The organism is Nostoc sp., from assembly GCF_036917975.1.
GTDB lineage: Bacteria > Cyanobacteriota > Cyanobacteriia > Cyanobacteriales > Nostocaceae > Nostoc.
Window position 1 is genome coordinate 66,983 of sequence record NZ_JBALEJ010000023.1, and the last position, 14,218, is coordinate 81,200.

General features: G+C 42.5%; 12 protein-coding genes and 1 pseudogene. 5 read left to right on the top strand and 8 right to left on the bottom strand.

Translation table 11 applies throughout. From position 1 onward, the window contains the following. Window positions 1-206: 206 nt before the first annotated feature. Window positions 207-881: a DUF1997 domain-containing protein gene (locus V7K76_RS08295; RefSeq protein WP_334776768.1), complete on the bottom strand. Its 675-nt coding sequence runs from the start codon at window positions 879-881 to the stop codon at window positions 207-209. A 178-nt stretch (window positions 882-1,059) separates the two neighbouring features. Between V7K76_RS08295 and V7K76_RS08300 the strand changes: the two genes are divergently transcribed. Beyond that, window positions 1,060-1,716, top strand: a complete 657-nt coding sequence (locus V7K76_RS08300) for an NAD(P)H-binding protein (RefSeq protein ID WP_334776767.1) — start codon at window positions 1,060-1,062, stop codon at window positions 1,714-1,716. Between the two features lie 74 nt (window positions 1,717-1,790). Here V7K76_RS08300 and V7K76_RS08305 read toward each other — a convergent pair whose 3' ends face one another. Then, window positions 1,791-1,925 carry a hypothetical protein gene (locus V7K76_RS08305; RefSeq protein WP_335029743.1) on the bottom strand — a complete coding sequence of 45 codons (135 nt, stop codon included), beginning with the start codon at window positions 1,923-1,925 and terminating at the stop codon, window positions 1,791-1,793. A 342-nt stretch (window positions 1,926-2,267) separates the two neighbouring features. Here V7K76_RS08305 and V7K76_RS08310 point away from each other — a divergent pair, with 342 nt between their 5' ends. Beyond that, the gene (locus V7K76_RS08310; RefSeq protein WP_334776766.1) at window positions 2,268-2,918 is read left to right on the top strand and encodes a glycoside hydrolase family 24 protein; all 651 of its coding nucleotides are present in this window, start codon (window positions 2,268-2,270) and stop codon (window positions 2,916-2,918) included. Window positions 2,919-3,319: 401 nt separating this feature from the next. On the opposite strand, the gene menH is transcribed toward V7K76_RS08310, so the two are convergent. From menH to V7K76_RS08325, 3 genes are all read right to left on the bottom strand, one after another. After that, window positions 3,320-4,138 carry a 2-succinyl-6-hydroxy-2,4-cyclohexadiene-1-carboxylate synthase gene (gene menH, locus V7K76_RS08315; RefSeq protein WP_334776765.1) on the bottom strand — a complete coding sequence of 273 codons (819 nt, stop codon included), beginning with the start codon at window positions 4,136-4,138 and terminating at the stop codon, window positions 3,320-3,322. Between the two features lie 406 nt (window positions 4,139-4,544). Beyond that, a complete protein-coding gene (locus V7K76_RS08320) occupies window positions 4,545-4,946 on the bottom strand; it encodes a metal-sensitive transcriptional regulator (RefSeq protein WP_334776763.1) in 402 nt (133 codons plus the stop codon). Between the two features lie 335 nt (window positions 4,947-5,281). Continuing rightward, entirely contained in the window at window positions 5,282-5,437 is a 156-nt protein-coding gene (locus tag V7K76_RS08325; RefSeq protein ID WP_334776762.1) for a hypothetical protein, read from the bottom strand. Window positions 5,438-5,462: 25 nt separating this feature from the next. Here V7K76_RS08325 and V7K76_RS08330 point away from each other — a divergent pair, with 25 nt between their 5' ends. After that, window positions 5,463-6,266, top strand: coding sequence for a PEP-CTERM sorting domain-containing protein (locus V7K76_RS08330; RefSeq protein ID WP_334776761.1), 804 nt, complete (start codon window positions 5,463-5,465; stop codon window positions 6,264-6,266). Between the two features lie 64 nt (window positions 6,267-6,330). Here V7K76_RS08330 and V7K76_RS08335 read toward each other — a convergent pair whose 3' ends face one another. Continuing rightward, entirely contained in the window at window positions 6,331-7,620 is a 1,290-nt protein-coding gene (locus V7K76_RS08335) for an RNA-guided endonuclease InsQ/TnpB family protein (protein WP_334953611.1), read from the bottom strand. Between the two features lie 84 nt (window positions 7,621-7,704). Here V7K76_RS08335 and tnpA point away from each other — a divergent pair. After that, a pseudogene (tnpA, locus tag V7K76_RS08340) lies at window positions 7,705-7,965 on the top strand (IS200/IS605 family transposase); the annotation flags it as partial. Between the two features lie 263 nt (window positions 7,966-8,228). Here tnpA and ebsA read toward each other — a convergent pair. Beyond that, the gene (ebsA, locus tag V7K76_RS08345) at window positions 8,229-8,603 is read right to left on the bottom strand and encodes a type IV pilus biogenesis protein EbsA (RefSeq protein WP_094347510.1); all 375 of its coding nucleotides are present in this window, start codon (window positions 8,601-8,603) and stop codon (window positions 8,229-8,231) included. Window positions 8,604-9,249: 646 nt separating this feature from the next. Here ebsA and V7K76_RS08350 point away from each other — a divergent pair. Next, on the top strand, window positions 9,250-10,656 hold the full coding sequence (locus V7K76_RS08350; protein ID WP_334776759.1) for a glycosyltransferase: 1,407 nt from the start codon (window positions 9,250-9,252) through the stop codon (window positions 10,654-10,656). Window positions 10,657-10,728: 72 nt separating this feature from the next. Here the strand turns inward: V7K76_RS08350 and dnaX are convergent, their stop codons facing one another. Then, window positions 10,729-14,145, bottom strand: a complete 3,417-nt coding sequence (dnaX, locus tag V7K76_RS08355) for a DNA polymerase III subunit gamma/tau (protein WP_334776758.1) — start codon at window positions 14,143-14,145, stop codon at window positions 10,729-10,731. Window positions 14,146-14,218: the final 73 nt, after the last annotated feature.

Sequence of the window (14,218 nt, forward strand, 5' to 3'; positions counted from 1 at the left end):
TATTAAGGTTTAGTGTTGGCGATCGCACAAAATTGGTAATTGTAGTATTGGTATAATACATCGAACCCCAAGGAGTTAATAGCTATTCTTTAACTCTTTGGGGTTCTTTAGGAATGAAAGATAATTTACTACCCCTTCGGGGCGGGAGTAGGGAGTAGTGAGTTATGGAGATGAAGATATAACTCCTGCCCCCTGCCCCCTGCCGTTCACCGCTTTTGCTTGGAATTGGCAGCAAAGGGTATTTCTAAAGATTTATGAAAATCTTGCTGAACTTTGCGAGTTAAACGACGGGAGACTTGACGGACGATTTGATTAAGTAAGCGATCGCCTGTAGATTGAACAAGAGACTTGGGTAATCGCTGAATAAACCGGGGAAAGTGAAGATAAACTATCAAATCTAATTCCCATTCAACTCTTGTAACCTCACCAATACTAGTAGAAACATCGGTTTTTACTAACTGTAGAGATGCCCGATAGTCTACGTCATAACCAGGTGGTTGGTAGTCAGGAATAGGGATTGTACGGATGCGGTAAATACCCTCCTCTGGAGGCAGCAATTCCAAACCAATTTTTGGTTCTACTTCATAACCAAAAGAACCAAAACGACCAATCACTAAAGCATAGCCATTCTCCCCAAGTGATTGTACTTTCATGGGTTCAGCGCAGCGCGAAAACCATGAAGAGTGGGTGTTGAGATACTCAGCAACCTTCTCGACTGGGGCAGCCATTTCCATACAATCTTGATAACGACCGTAAAATTTTGTGAGCGTCGCTACATTTGTTTCTGTTAAAGTGTCCTCAGTTTCTTCTGGGGTGGACACTACAGGTAAAACTGCTTCTGTTATTTCCCAGGATTTATATTCACCTTGTCTTGAAAGCATAAATGCATTACTGTATATTTTGGCGTTGGTCTATATTAATGATTCCCCACACTCCTGCGTCATTCCGCATTCAGATCCAATTTTGACCGAAACCTCATTAATCTACCATCAACTCCATAGAATTACTAAAATAAAGAACTGAACAAGCACACAATAGTTTCCCAGGATAGCATTTCTCATGAAAGCATTTGTAGCAGGGGCAACAGGTGAAACAGGTCGCCGGATTGTGCAAGAATTGATCGCCCGGAACATTCCCGTCATCGCTCTAGTGCGCGATATAGAAAAAGCTAGGGGTATTCTGTCTCCTGAAGCCGAATTGGTAGTAGGTGACGTGTTACAACCAGAAAGTTTAACTGCTGCGTTGGGAGATAGCACAGTTTTGTTAGTTGCTACTGGAGCAAAACCGAGCTTTGACCCCACTGGCCCCTATAAAGTAGATTTTGAAGGGACTAAAAATTTAGTAGATGCTGCAAAAGCAAAGGGAATTGAGCATTTTGTCTTAGTTTCTTCTTTGTGTACTTCCCAGCTTTTCCATCCACTGAACTTGTTTTGGCTGATTTTGTTATGGAAAAAACAAGCCGAAGAGTATATCCAAAAAAGTGGTCTTACTTATACAATTGTTCGCCCTGGGGGGTTGAAGAATGAAGATAACTCCAACCCCATCGTGATGCAGAGTGCAGATACACTGTTTGACGGTAGCATCCCCAGACAGAAAGTCGCCCAAGTTGCTATTGAGGCACTGTTTGCAGCAGATGCACGTAATAAAATTGTCGAAATTGTTGCCAAACCGGAAGCAGCCTCAAAAAGCTTTAAGGAGCTATTTCAACAATGTTGATATCTTAGAAGATTCTATTCCCCAAAATGAGCGGCTCACATCTTCTCTAGAAAAGCAATTGTCAATTAGCTTATCTAAATTGACCATCCCTTGATTCTACTCCCTAAAGCGATAAGCGATCGCTCCATCCCACACTCAAAAGGGTTTAGCGTTGCTAAACCCCTACACTCATCACAATATAAAGGCGATCGCACCCTTATTCCCTTCATCTCCACATAGTTATTTATGCTCTTTTCTCCTAATTCCTAAAAAGCAGGAGCAAATCGGGAATAATAACTAAGAGACTTCCAAATAAAAAAATATCCCAAAACTGACGCAAAAATCCTCTCTATTTCTCTTCTCTCTGTGTTCTCTGCGTCTCTGTGGTTCGTTTATTTGGATAATTTATTTCTTGGAAGTCCCTAACAATCAGGTGTGAACTTTGTCAGAATGAGTTCGTCGATGATTTTTGTTAGCAAAGAGAGCGAATTTGAAGGAGTCACACTCTGAAAGGCTTTGAATTCAAAGGTGTTGAAAAACTTATTGGGCCAATTGCCGCGCTTCTTGGCTTTGTGTATTTGTTGCAATGGTATATTGGAGACTTGCGATCGCCTTCCGATCCCATCTTTGAAAATAAACAGCCGCCTTTGGTCATGAAACAGGGCGACCCCTATATCCGCGCCTTAATGCGAACCATCTCGGCGAGTGAGGCTAGTGGGAACCGTCCCTATTCGCTGTTATACGGTGGACAGCAAGTCAACGACCTCAGCCGACATCCTGAGATATGCGTCACAATTGTCACAGGCCCCAACATAGGTAATTGTTCTACTGCTGCTGGCAGATATCAAATTATCAACGTTACTTGGTATCGTTTAGCCCCCCGTTATCACCCAAAACCAATGCAGATGATGTTTTGGACTGCTTATAGTTTTGAAGCGGAATATCAAGATGTAGTAATTTACCGTTGGTTAAGTGATTCTAAAGTTTGGGGAGTTGATATCTCTCAATTGTTGCGCCAGGGAAAGTTAAATGATGTTTTGCGGCGACTCTCTTCCACTTGGACAAGTCTGGGATATGGCTTAGAAACTAATTATGTTAGTAGCTCTTTGCCTAAGGTTTATCAGAAAATGTTGCAAGAGGAATTAACGGCAGCAAAGCAACCAACTCCCCGAAATTTGACACCATCTCCAACTCCTTCTAGCAAAGCAGTAAAGAAGCAGTGAAATTATAAGAAGAATTCAGAACTCAGGAGTCAGAATTCAGAATGATTCTGTACGACTGGCAGATAGCGCAGCGTTAGCGAGTATTCGATAGCGGAGCGGTAGCGAGTCTTCTCCCAAGGGGAGACGCCAAAGGCGAACGAGCGTCGCGTCTGAATAATCGGCGTTTTTGCACCCCCACTAAATTGAAAATTTAGTGGTCTTCAAGACGCTCGCGGACTCGCTAACGCTACGCTATCAGTCGCGGGTCTGAATCCCCGACTGATAGCGTTCGCCTTTGGCGCCTCGTAGAGAAGTGTTAGCGAGTCTTCGAGCGTCACGAGTGTCTTGATTCTGACCGGAGGCGGAGCATCTCCGGCTCCGCTCCTGAATTCTGACTTCTGAATTCTTCTTCAACGTAATTTTTAACTTACTGTGGACAAAAAACTTTTGATATTTTCCACAAAGGCTAGGGGATTTTCAAAGTGAATATTATGTCCAGTACTACTAATTATTTGTATCTGGGCTAATTTGCATAGTTTAGCCATTTCTGTATTAATAGATATAAATTTTTCATCATATTCACCAGCTAGTAAAAGCATGGGAATTTTATTATTTTTTAGATTTTCCCATAAAGAAGGTTGGCATCCAGTACCCATAAAGCGTAGTGATTTAGCTAATTCCTGTGGATTGTTCTGCAACCGACTTTCTACCATGCGATCGTATTCTGGATGATTTTTTATGTAACCGAAAATCGGCTGATTGTACCAATTTGATAGAAAAGCTACAAAATCGCTTTTTTCAAGGCTTATTGTTAATTTTCTCGCTATTTGCTTATCAAGCTTAATGCGTTCTAATTCTTCTGCTTCTGTTGGCAAACCTGGGGAAGCTGACTCTAAGACGACTTTATGAAAACGTTCGGGAAAATGCAAGGCAAGGTATAAAGCCAATCTTCCACCCATTGAATAACCAACTAAAAAGCATTTGGCAATTTTTAACTCATCCAATAGGTTGATTAAAGCATGAGCAGTATTTGGCATTGTATAGTATTCTTCCTCGCCAAAAACTTGGGTTTTACCATGTCCAGGGAGGTCAATGGTTAAATAAGAAAATTCATTAGATAGTAATTTTATGGCTTCATCAAATTCATCTATGTTACCCATGAAGCCGTGCAGGAAAATAATGAGTGGTTTGTCTGGGTTGCTAATTAAAGAATAGTAAAATTGATAATTTTCTCTGACCATAGCTAGCGAAAAAGCATCATTTTTGCATTGTATATTTTCTTATGAAATTGGTAAAAACCACGATGCACTTATTGAATTTTGATAAGAAGAACTCAGAAGTCAGAAGTCAGTATGAATTCTGTACGACTGGGTAATGAATATTGGTTTAAAACCGTACAACTCTTAGAGACGCTACCGCGAACGTCCCGCTACGCGCTAACGCCTGCAAGTGGCGCGAAACTAGTATTAAATTTTTTCACTCATTTAAAACTCTATCCCTTCCCTACGGGACGCTGCGCGTAGCTTGCTTGCCTGTAAGGGTACATGGGTAGAGAATTCACCAATTCTGAATTCCGACTCCTTTTGATGTATCGCTGTTAGTGCATCATGAATTTTGGGAATGTATTTCACATTAATTTTCTAGTTCTTAAGGTAGAAACCGATCTAAAGCAGCTTTTAGCTGTTTAATTTCAACATCAATATTGCCCTCTTGTGCGGCTCTACCAATACACTCTGTTAAATGTTCATCCAAAACAATCCGCGCTACCCGATCCAATGCGCCCCGCACTGCGGCAATTTGCAGTAAAACATCAGGACAGGGGGTACTTTGCTGCACCATTGCTTTAATACCACGAACATGTCCTTCTATGCGCGATAATCGATTGACAATTCGCCGTAAAGACTCTTCGCTATGGATGTGAGGATGAGCCGACTCTCCAGTTCCATGAGTATGATCTGTATGCTCTTCGTCTGTATCGTGATGGTGGGAATGTTCTACTTGCTGGGATGTTGGCAAGGATTCCTTACCTAATCGGTTTGATCCATTCATGGGTTATCAAAGGACTTGTAATACTAAAATCCTAGCCTAGTACTCGACCAAAATTTTTGAATGGGGAGTGGAGAGATGAGGAGGAGTTGGAATTTTGTTCATCTCTGCTATCTGTGGCTTGGGTAGGATGCGTTTGAGGCTTTGTATTGAGTGAGAAGGCAGCTATGCTGAAGGGAAACCCCATAAATGAATCAATTCAAAATTCAAAATGACGCTCTCTACGAGACGCTGCGCGTAGCTTGCTTCTCTGTAAGAGTACGCGGACTTGCTCTAAGCGAAGCCATGCCGTTCGCGTAGCGTCTCGTAGAGAAGGCTTTACGCTGCGCTAACAAAATTCAAAATGAATTTTCCCTACAAAGGGTTTCAGGTAATGCATATTTAATTTTCACCAGATTTTTTGCCGATGAAACTTCCATCATCAGCTTGGGAATAATAAATCGTGCTAGAGAAACATTTGCAATGAATCTCAGCAGATTAGGTGTGTTTACCATCGGCAATTAAAGGAACAATTTATTAATGAAAGTGAGTTCATCAGGGATTAAGCTAGGTTTTGCAGTTGTTAGCAGCAGTTGTTTCGCAACAGTAGCGATCGCTTTCAGTAGCGCAAGTGCAATTGCTGCTCAATTCATCACAATTGAAAGTATCGGGAGTTTATCAGGAACAATCGAACTTCCCAGAAATAATCCCAATTTCAATAACAGTGTTACTCGTATTGATACGGATGACACTGGAACTTATTACCGGAACTTAGGTACTAATAATAATCCTAATTATGTTCCTGTATACCAGTCAGACTATTTAAAGGTACAAACACGCTCTGATGGAAGTCTGCATTACTTTGTTGATTTTAAAGGTATTCCAATTGTCTCCTTTGATGGTGTTCTCACATCGCCAGTTCTCTCTGGTGGTCAGTTGACACCCTATAAATATCAGGGACAATTGACAGGAACTACATTTCAAGGAGTAGTTCAGGATGAATTTAATCTCACAAAGGCTTTCTACACTGGCACTGTCACCGACCCAGACACCGGAAAGCAGTACCAAGGCACTTTTGAAGTGAGTGGATATGGGGAGCGATATAGTAATCCCAATGGTATTTTAACTCCCACAGTCTTTGACTTCCAGTCCGATATTCCAGGTTTGCCAACTATAACATCCTTGACCATAACTAACGCTACCTTGGCAAATTTGAGAATTAAAGTACCTATAGATGAAACTTCTATTCCAGAACCCGCTAGCCTTCTTGGAACCTTGATGGTAGCTGGTTTTGGTATTCTTTTGAAAAGAAGAAAAGACATCGAACCTAAGAAGATGTTTTGAAACTCGGAGGCTGTTTTGACACTCTCAGGGCTGAAGCCGCTGAGATTCTACAGATAGAGTACACTTAGATATGTGTCCAAAGTCTAACTCTCGTTACGGTCGTCAAACACCGTCTACCCAGTAAGCCTAAGTCAATGCTTAGATTGCTGGCTACTTTTCGTAAAATATTCGCACTGCCGTTCAAATCCGCGTTCACAATTGAACCATTCGCTGACTGATACAGCCCTCTCTTGATCCGCTTTCCAGATGCTTTCCAACCAACTAGCTTTTCACCATATTTGGGTAGGGAGTCTCCATCTAAAAAGCTCGACTTACTCGTGTAGGCTTCCTCGGTTTCAATAAATCTAATGCTGTGCAAATCACACAGTTGTTTTAATCTGTCTTTCAACTTGCCTAAAGGCATTTGAACAAATTTTTGATTATTAACTCTACCCATGTTGGCAGAGTGTTTAAAGCCTTCGTTCCACCCAATCACTAGAGTGCCAATACCATATCTAAGGCAGCGGTCAATAATTAATTTTGCTGCTTTGTTAATCCCGTCGCGCATTTGGTGATTACGCTTGCGGGTTACACGGTCTAACCAGTTGTCCCAATAGGCTTCTGGCTTGCCTTCTTTTCGTGTCGATACTTTTTTGTTCCAGAGTTGATTCATCGCCTTCATCGCACGAGCGTCAATCAACAAAGAATTACCTAATGTATCAACACAAGCGGCTAAATTATCAGCAGTTCCAAGGTCAATAGACAATGCTTGATTTATGTCTAAATCATGTTTATGATGCGCTACCTCGTAAGACATCTCAAGGTAAAAAGCACCATTCTTGGGTAGAATCGTAAACTCTTTGACCTTAGAATAATCAATGTTTGATGGCATTGGTAGAAAAAACTCAGATACCCCAAACCACCTTCTAACTGTCAACCCCAGAGAAAACCTAAGTTGTCCATTAATTAATGTTGGTTTTTGTCCTCCTGAATTAGGATACGCAACTTTGAACAGCTTGGAACCCTTAAGATATCCCGGTGCTTTAGGTCTGAAATGTAATTCACCTTTTAGATACAAATCTCTTAATTGTTTAAAAGATTTAAACGCCTCAGTAACTGACATTAGAGTTTGCTGCATTGGCGTAGAAGGCAGGGATTGAGCAAGTGCTGATTTACTAATTGATGGTTCAAAAGCTAAGTCAAATTTACCGATTAATAGCTTATTTGTTTTGAAGAAAATTTGACGCGCAAAGTAAACTCCGCTATTGTAAAGTTTGCCTGATTGCTCACAGAGATATTCTAGTAGTGCTTTTGTCTCATTACTTGGGGACAACAAAATTTGTTGCACACCCATACTTTTATTGGGTTTTGCCACCCTACAACACCAAATGCATATTAGTTGATTTGTATATAGTAATTGACTATAGTAGATAATTCAATACATATCTACTAATCTAGGATGCTAACTCAAGAAGATTACAATACGCATAACCATGTTAAATACTTAATTAACTATCATTTTGTTTTTATACCTAAGCGCCGCAAGAAAGTTTTAACAGGAGAGATAGCAACTAGAACTAGGCAGATATTTGCTGAATTAGCTATAGAGAAAAATTGGGATATTCTAGCCTTAGAAGTAGCACCTGACCACATCCACTTATTTGTTAGCGTCAAGCCTACAGATACACCACATTTAGTAATTAAGGCTTTTAAAGGACGGAGGTAATGCACACCTCGACCCTAACAGACGCGCTCGTTTCCCGCATCCCGCATATTTCTATGAAGAGTGCTGAGTTCCGTTAGCGGATAGCTAAGGTTTAGCCCGTGCCTCGGCAAGCGAGTTAAAAAACCGCCCACGTTCACGCAGCGGACGCACCAGAGGGGCGGGGCTTTTAGCATAGTACTGAGTACTCAATTCAAACCTCAGCACTCAGCGCTAACAGCACTCAGCACTGAGTATGGTAAAAGTCCGGCTGAGTTTAATCAATCATCTATACGCAATAGTTTGCGGTAAAACTGTTGTGAAAAATCGGTTATGCGATAACGTTTATAATTGTCCATAAGTTCAATTAAAAAATTAATAAACTCGAAACTAGCCATCATCAGTTCATAACTTAGGTCAGCGTTGCCATCAAACTGAATTCGGCAACGAGTTAAGTCTGAGGGTAGGGTGGCAACATTCCAGGAGGCGACAAAGGGGACATGTTCACTGGCTTCTATCTTCCGATGTCCCTCTAAGACCCCTTTTTGATAAAGACTGATGGCATAGGGTAAGAAATTGCGCCTAGCGCCCTGAACGTAAGGTAAGTAAACACTGGCTTGTTGTTGAGTGGCAGGCTGAAGTTGCTCAATAGACATGATTAAATATTCCTCAAGTTAGTTTGCAACTGGGGGTATTAGTGGCTGTTAGTAGTATTCCCAAAAGATGTATCTAAAGCACATGAGAGAGCCGGGAAGAAGCAAGGGGGCAGAGAGCAGGGAGTAAGGGAGAAGAGTTTTCCCCTCCGCCCCCCGCACCCCGCCCCTCTGCCTCTTTTCAATGCCCAATAAATGAAGTTCCTGATAAGAAATATTAAAATTTCGGTTACAATGATGCTGCATTAACTGTTATCGAAGCTGGGAACGGTAACACTAAAAATCCCGACTGTAAAGTGGTGGATAACGTTATTGCAGTTTCTCCCAACAAAAAGCTGCTGCTACCTTGCTATTACTTTGCCTAAACCGGAGTTCTCTTTGGAGAAAATCCGACTCTACAAGCTTCCTGCCCAAGTGGCTATCAAAGGAATCAAGCCTCTGTCTAAGAGTAGCAAACGTGGTTAATGTCAAGTAATTACGCAGAGTGGCGGTGACAACAAAGGTAGTCCCAGTGGCTTTTGGCTTAGGGATAGCGGGTATTGCAGTTTGCCCATTCCGATTAAGATCGGGAAAAGTAGCTTAGGGATATTTGTCCGTAAAATTACTAACTGTAGACAAATAGTGGTTTTTGAATCAAGCAACCTAACCTATGCCAGCGAATTCCTGGCCCGAAGAAGATTCTTATCAAGAGCTTGATCCGCTCAACTCCTTGTTATCTGACCTATCAGTAGATGAGGAGTCGGTGTTAGAGACAGATCCAGTGTCTCTACCATCCCGGTTTCAAGGTCGTAGAGGCAAAGCGGCTCTAGTCTTGACTATCGTCTGGAGTGGCACGATCGCTCTACATTTAGTTTCTTGGGCTTCTATTTTTATTCTAGGGCTGACCACCATTCTAGGATTTCATGCTTTGGTGGTAGTGTTTACTAAATCCCGCCGTAACCCAAAAGAAATACAGGGAGATTTGCCTTCTGTATCTGTGCTGGTGGCTGCAAAAAATGAGGAAGCGGTAATTGCTAAATTAGTCAAAAATCTTTGTAATCTGGAATATCCAGGTGGGCAATACGAAGTATGGATAATTGACGATCACAGCAGTGATAGCACACCGCATTTACTAGCAGAACTCGAACAGAAACACAACCAGCTGAAAGTACTAAGGCGTTCAGTAGAAGCTACTGGTGGCAAATCGGGGGCTTTGAATCAGGTATTGCCCCTGACAAAGGGCGACATTATAGCAGTATTTGATGCTGATGCTCAAGTGACACCAGATTTGCTGCAACAGGTAGTACCTTTATTTCAAAGAGAAAATGTGGGGGCGGTGCAGGTGCGAAAAGCGATCGCCAACGCTAAAGACAACTTTTGGACTAAGGGTCAAATGGCAGAAATGGCCCTTGATACCTGGTTTCAGCAACAACGGGCTGCCCTTGGTGGCATTGGCGAACTGCGGGGTAATGGTCAATTTGTCCGCCGTTCCGCCTTAGAAAGCTGCGGTGGCTGGAATGAGGAAACCATTACCGATGATTTGGATTTGACAATCCGCTTACATTTGGATAAATGGGATATTGAGTGTGTTTTCCATCCAGCAGTGCAAGAAGAAGGTGTGACAAGTGCAGTTTCACTCTGGCATCAGCGCAACCGTTGGGCAGAAGGCGGTTATCAGCGCTATCTGGATTATTGGGATTTAATTCTCAAAAACCGCATGGGAACACGCAAAAGCTGGGATTTGCTGATTTTTATGCTGATTATGTATATCTTGCCGACAGCAGCAATACCAGATTTATTGATGGCGATCGCTCGTCATCGTCCACCAATGTTAAGTCCGATCACAGGCTTATCCGTTACTATGTCGATGGTAGGGATGTTTACAGGTCTGAAACGAATACGTCAAGATCAAAAATTCCCACTTTCTACATATTTTATAATGCTTGTGCAAACCCTGCGTGGCAGTTTATATATGTTGCACTGGTTAGTCGTCATGAGCAGTACTACTGCCCGGATGTCGGTAAGACCAAAGCGGCTGAAATGGGTGAAAACCTTGCATACTGGGCATGGTGAATAGCCCCTTTGGGGAATTCAAAATTCAAAATTCAAAATTCAAAATGCAAAATTACCAAAAATAATTTTGCATTTTTTATTCATCATCCACGTCTGCTTCTTCTACCCATTCTGGTGTAGTTATGGAATCGGAGAATTCTGGGAAATCATCTGCAAAACGGATAATTTGTCCATTGAAAAATTCTGCTACACGTTGAGCTGCGATCGCTACTTCATCAACTTCCCAATCAGGTGCGGGCGTTTGTTTTGGGGGTGGAGGCAAAGTTTGCGCCCCATTTCCATTTACCCCATTTCTATTTATGCTATTTCCGTTTACGCCGTTTCCGTTTACGCCGTTTCCATTTGCCCCATTTCCATTTGCCCCATTTCCATTTATGCTATTTCCATTTTTTGGTGCTGTCGGTGCTGGTGGTGGAGTGGTTGGCTGTGGTACTGGCGCTGGAGACGGAACTTGCTGGTTATAACTGGGTGTGGGTGGTTGCTGAGGGCGAGTAGAGTCTTTTGGCGGAGGATTTTTTTTGGCTGAGATAGGAGTTGTAGAACTGACTTGTTCCAGATTTACCTGAACTTCACGTTGAAAAGTCTGCTGGAAAGCTGTTTTCATCATCGGGAGATCAGATTTAAGTGTTTCATACCATTTAGACCCTTTAACAGCAATACGCGCTACAGTGCCGTTAAACTCTATTAGCTGGCACATTTGCCCTAGTAAAGCTTGCCTAGAAGGCATGGGAAAATTAGCACGCACCTGTTGCCAAACCTGAGTTAAGTCATATTGTGCTTCTCCAACAACTTCTTCTTCCCCAACAACTTCTGAAGTTACTGGTTCAACGTTTGCAGGTGATACAGGAACAGATATAGGTTCTGGGGTTGGTGGTGAAACTGAGTTAGCAGCAGAATTGTGATTTGTTTGCTGTTCAATAGGATGAGATGAAGTGACGGGCTGATTTTGGGCAGCCGCTTGATGATGGTTTGCAGAATTATGATTTGTTTGCGGTTCAGTTAGAGGTACAGAAGAGACAGGCTGATTTTGGGCAACTGCTGGAAGATAATTTGGAGATACAGCAGGTATATTAACTCGTGGCGCGACACTTGGGGCTTGTGGCTGAATATTCGTCGCACTGGGTAACAATCCTAATAATGTTACCTCTAACCACAAACGCGGCTGGGTGGTATTTTTAATTTGCACTTCAGCTTCTCGCAAGTGTTTCTGTCCCGCCAAAATCCCGCTCATATCGAAGTATTGAGCAAACTCAACCAGCGCTGTCCAGGTTTGCTGAGTACAAGCAACCAAATCGTGGCGGTTGGGTGCTGTTTTAGCTATGAGTAAATCGCGATAGAAGGCGGCGAGATTTTGCAAAATAGTTAGGGGTTCTCGACCACGATCTAGGATGTAGTGAGTACAGTCTAGAACAGCTTCCGGTTTATCTTGAGCGATCGCATTTAAAAGACTCAGCAAGTCTTGTTCGCTCACTGTTCCAACTAAATCCCAAACTCGCTCTGGTGTCACTTCACCCGCTAACAAACCCAATTGGTCAAGTAGACTTTCAGCATCCCGTAACCCTCCCTGAGCAAGTTGGGCTACCAAGGTGACAGCATCATGTGAAATATGAATGTTTTCAAAAGATGCGATCGCACTTAAATGCTTCACCATCGCCTCTAACTGAATGCGTCTAAAATCAAACCTTTGACAGCGTGAAATAATCGTTGGTAACACCCGTTGCGGGTCTGTTGTCGCCAATACAAAAACCACATGTCTCGGTGGCTCCTCTAGTGTCTTAAGTAGCGCATTGAATGCCTGAGTACTGAGCATGTGGCAATTGTGTACCAAAAGCCCATTTGCTACAAAGTTATGATTATCTGCTACTTCAATATCATAGACTCGCTCAGTCCCAGCGAGGTGAACAGATTCGACAGTCTCCAAACTTGTAATCCATCGAGGGGATGGAATATTGTTTAAGGTCTGCCAGCCATTTTCTACTGGTGCTTGCACCCATCTGGATGTAGTAGTATGTCTTACCTGTACTACTCCTGGTGTAAAACTTTGTTGCAACTGAATATCCCATTGCTGTAAGCCAACTGGCAATGAGTTGATTTTCTGCGCCAGAGAATCCTTCTGTATGCAGTTGAATTCGTGGACTTCCTTCTGGACTGAGACTGAGTGAGCCATCATCCATGTACCACCAAGCAAGTCCTTCTGGGGTAATTCGATTAAGCCAGTCCATAGAGACGAGTTTTTTATCCCTATTTGGTTTAACGATTTCAAAGACATCTTTGAGTTGGGGATGACAAGCAGTGTTACAGGTAACTGAGATGTTTCCGTATCCTTTGTTAGCTGTAATTCGCAGTTTTGGACGCAATTCTTGAAGGCGATAGGCTTTGTATTCCAACCATTCTTGCTGCTTTTCTGAGTGTGTCCAACACAATCTGGGGAATCTACTGTATTTATTGGGATAACTGATAGAGCAATCTCCAAGTAAGGTTCCGTAGATAAGTCCAAGTGCATTTGGCTGGATAACTGCCGCATCTGCAAGGAACTTTTCTGTTCTAAGTTCCCAAATTCCGTGTCCTTTTTTATATGGATGTTTTTCCCAGCGAGACTGGATGCTAATGATTCCTCGGCCTTTTTTTTGTAAAAAGGTTGGGATATCAAGCTTTTCACCACACCCGCAAGCACAGAAAGGTCGGAGTAATTCGGCTTCTTTAAGGATAGATTCCAGGTCGTATAATTTTTGCCCAGATGTATTGCCTTTAAACTGGTGTCCGCCAACAAATCTCCGGGTGCGTCCATCGATACCAAATTTGTAAATGAGGATGCCACATCCACATTCACAGGCGATAGTATCTTCACTCCTTCTCTTACGTCCTTTGCTGGTAGCCATCCCTGGTTTGTCCTAATTAAATGATTACCCGTACATCTAATTTCTCGGTTAGTTGTCTTGATAACGAAGGTTTGACGTTCTCCTTGATCTAACCACCTGACAACTTTCTTGAATTCCCATTTACCTGATGAGTCGTTGTAACTCAGAACCCTCTTCCCTTTGATTTTGGGATCATCGATTCTGTTAAGTCCTTTATCAGTCAATATCAGAGAATCTCCAGTTAGGCATTCGTCGATTACATAAACCTTGTAGCGACACTGCACAGGAGCAAACTGGGCTTTTTCAATCAACTCGCGAATATTATCGACACCAGTATTACTAGCGGCATCGATTTCAATTACATCTAAGGCGTACCCCTTGGTGATCCCCTGACAAACTTCACACACACCACAAGGTTCAGCCGTGGGCTTATCACCTTTGAGACAATTGAGGGATTTAGCCAGAATCCGGGCACTAGAAGTTTTCCCCGTACCTCTTGGCCCAGTGAATAAGTAGGCGGGGGCGATTTTGGATGTGCCGATCGCGTTCGTGAGGGTGGTGGCGATCGCCTCTTGTCCCACCAGTTCAGCAAAACTTTTGGGGCGATATTTGTGGTGCAGGGGTTCATAAGACATAGAAATATAGACTTCAATGCCTTTCAACGTTAATTAGTAGCACCGAGTCGAGTTTAGGATTCAATTATTTTAA

Excerpts from the sequence above, each read along its gene's own strand:
- dnaX (WP_334776758.1), bottom strand. The coding sequence starts at position 14,145 with ATGTCTTATGAACCCCTGCACCACAAATATCGCCCCAAAAGTTTTGCT.
- V7K76_RS08350 (WP_334776759.1), top strand. The coding sequence starts at position 9,250 with ATGCCAGCGAATTCCTGGCCCGAAGAAGATTCTTATCAAGAGCTTGAT.
- V7K76_RS08295 (WP_334776768.1), bottom strand. The coding sequence starts at position 881 with ATGCTTTCAAGACAAGGTGAATATAAATCCTGGGAAATAACAGAAGCA.
- V7K76_RS08325 (WP_334776762.1), bottom strand. The coding sequence starts at position 5,437 with ATGGTAAACACACCTAATCTGCTGAGATTCATTGCAAATGTTTCTCTA.
- V7K76_RS08300 (WP_334776767.1), top strand. The coding sequence starts at position 1,060 with ATGAAAGCATTTGTAGCAGGGGCAACAGGTGAAACAGGTCGCCGGATT.
- menH (WP_334776765.1), bottom strand. The coding sequence starts at position 4,138 with ATGGTCAGAGAAAATTATCAATTTTACTATTCTTTAATTAGCAACCCA.
- V7K76_RS08320 (WP_334776763.1), bottom strand. The coding sequence starts at position 4,946 with ATGAATGGATCAAACCGATTAGGTAAGGAATCCTTGCCAACATCCCAG.
- V7K76_RS08305 (WP_335029743.1), bottom strand. The coding sequence starts at position 1,925 with ATGAAGGGAATAAGGGTGCGATCGCCTTTATATTGTGATGAGTGTAGG.
- V7K76_RS08330 (WP_334776761.1), top strand. The coding sequence starts at position 5,463 with ATGAAAGTGAGTTCATCAGGGATTAAGCTAGGTTTTGCAGTTGTTAGC.
- ebsA (WP_094347510.1), bottom strand. The coding sequence starts at position 8,603 with ATGTCTATTGAGCAACTTCAGCCTGCCACTCAACAACAAGCCAGTGTT.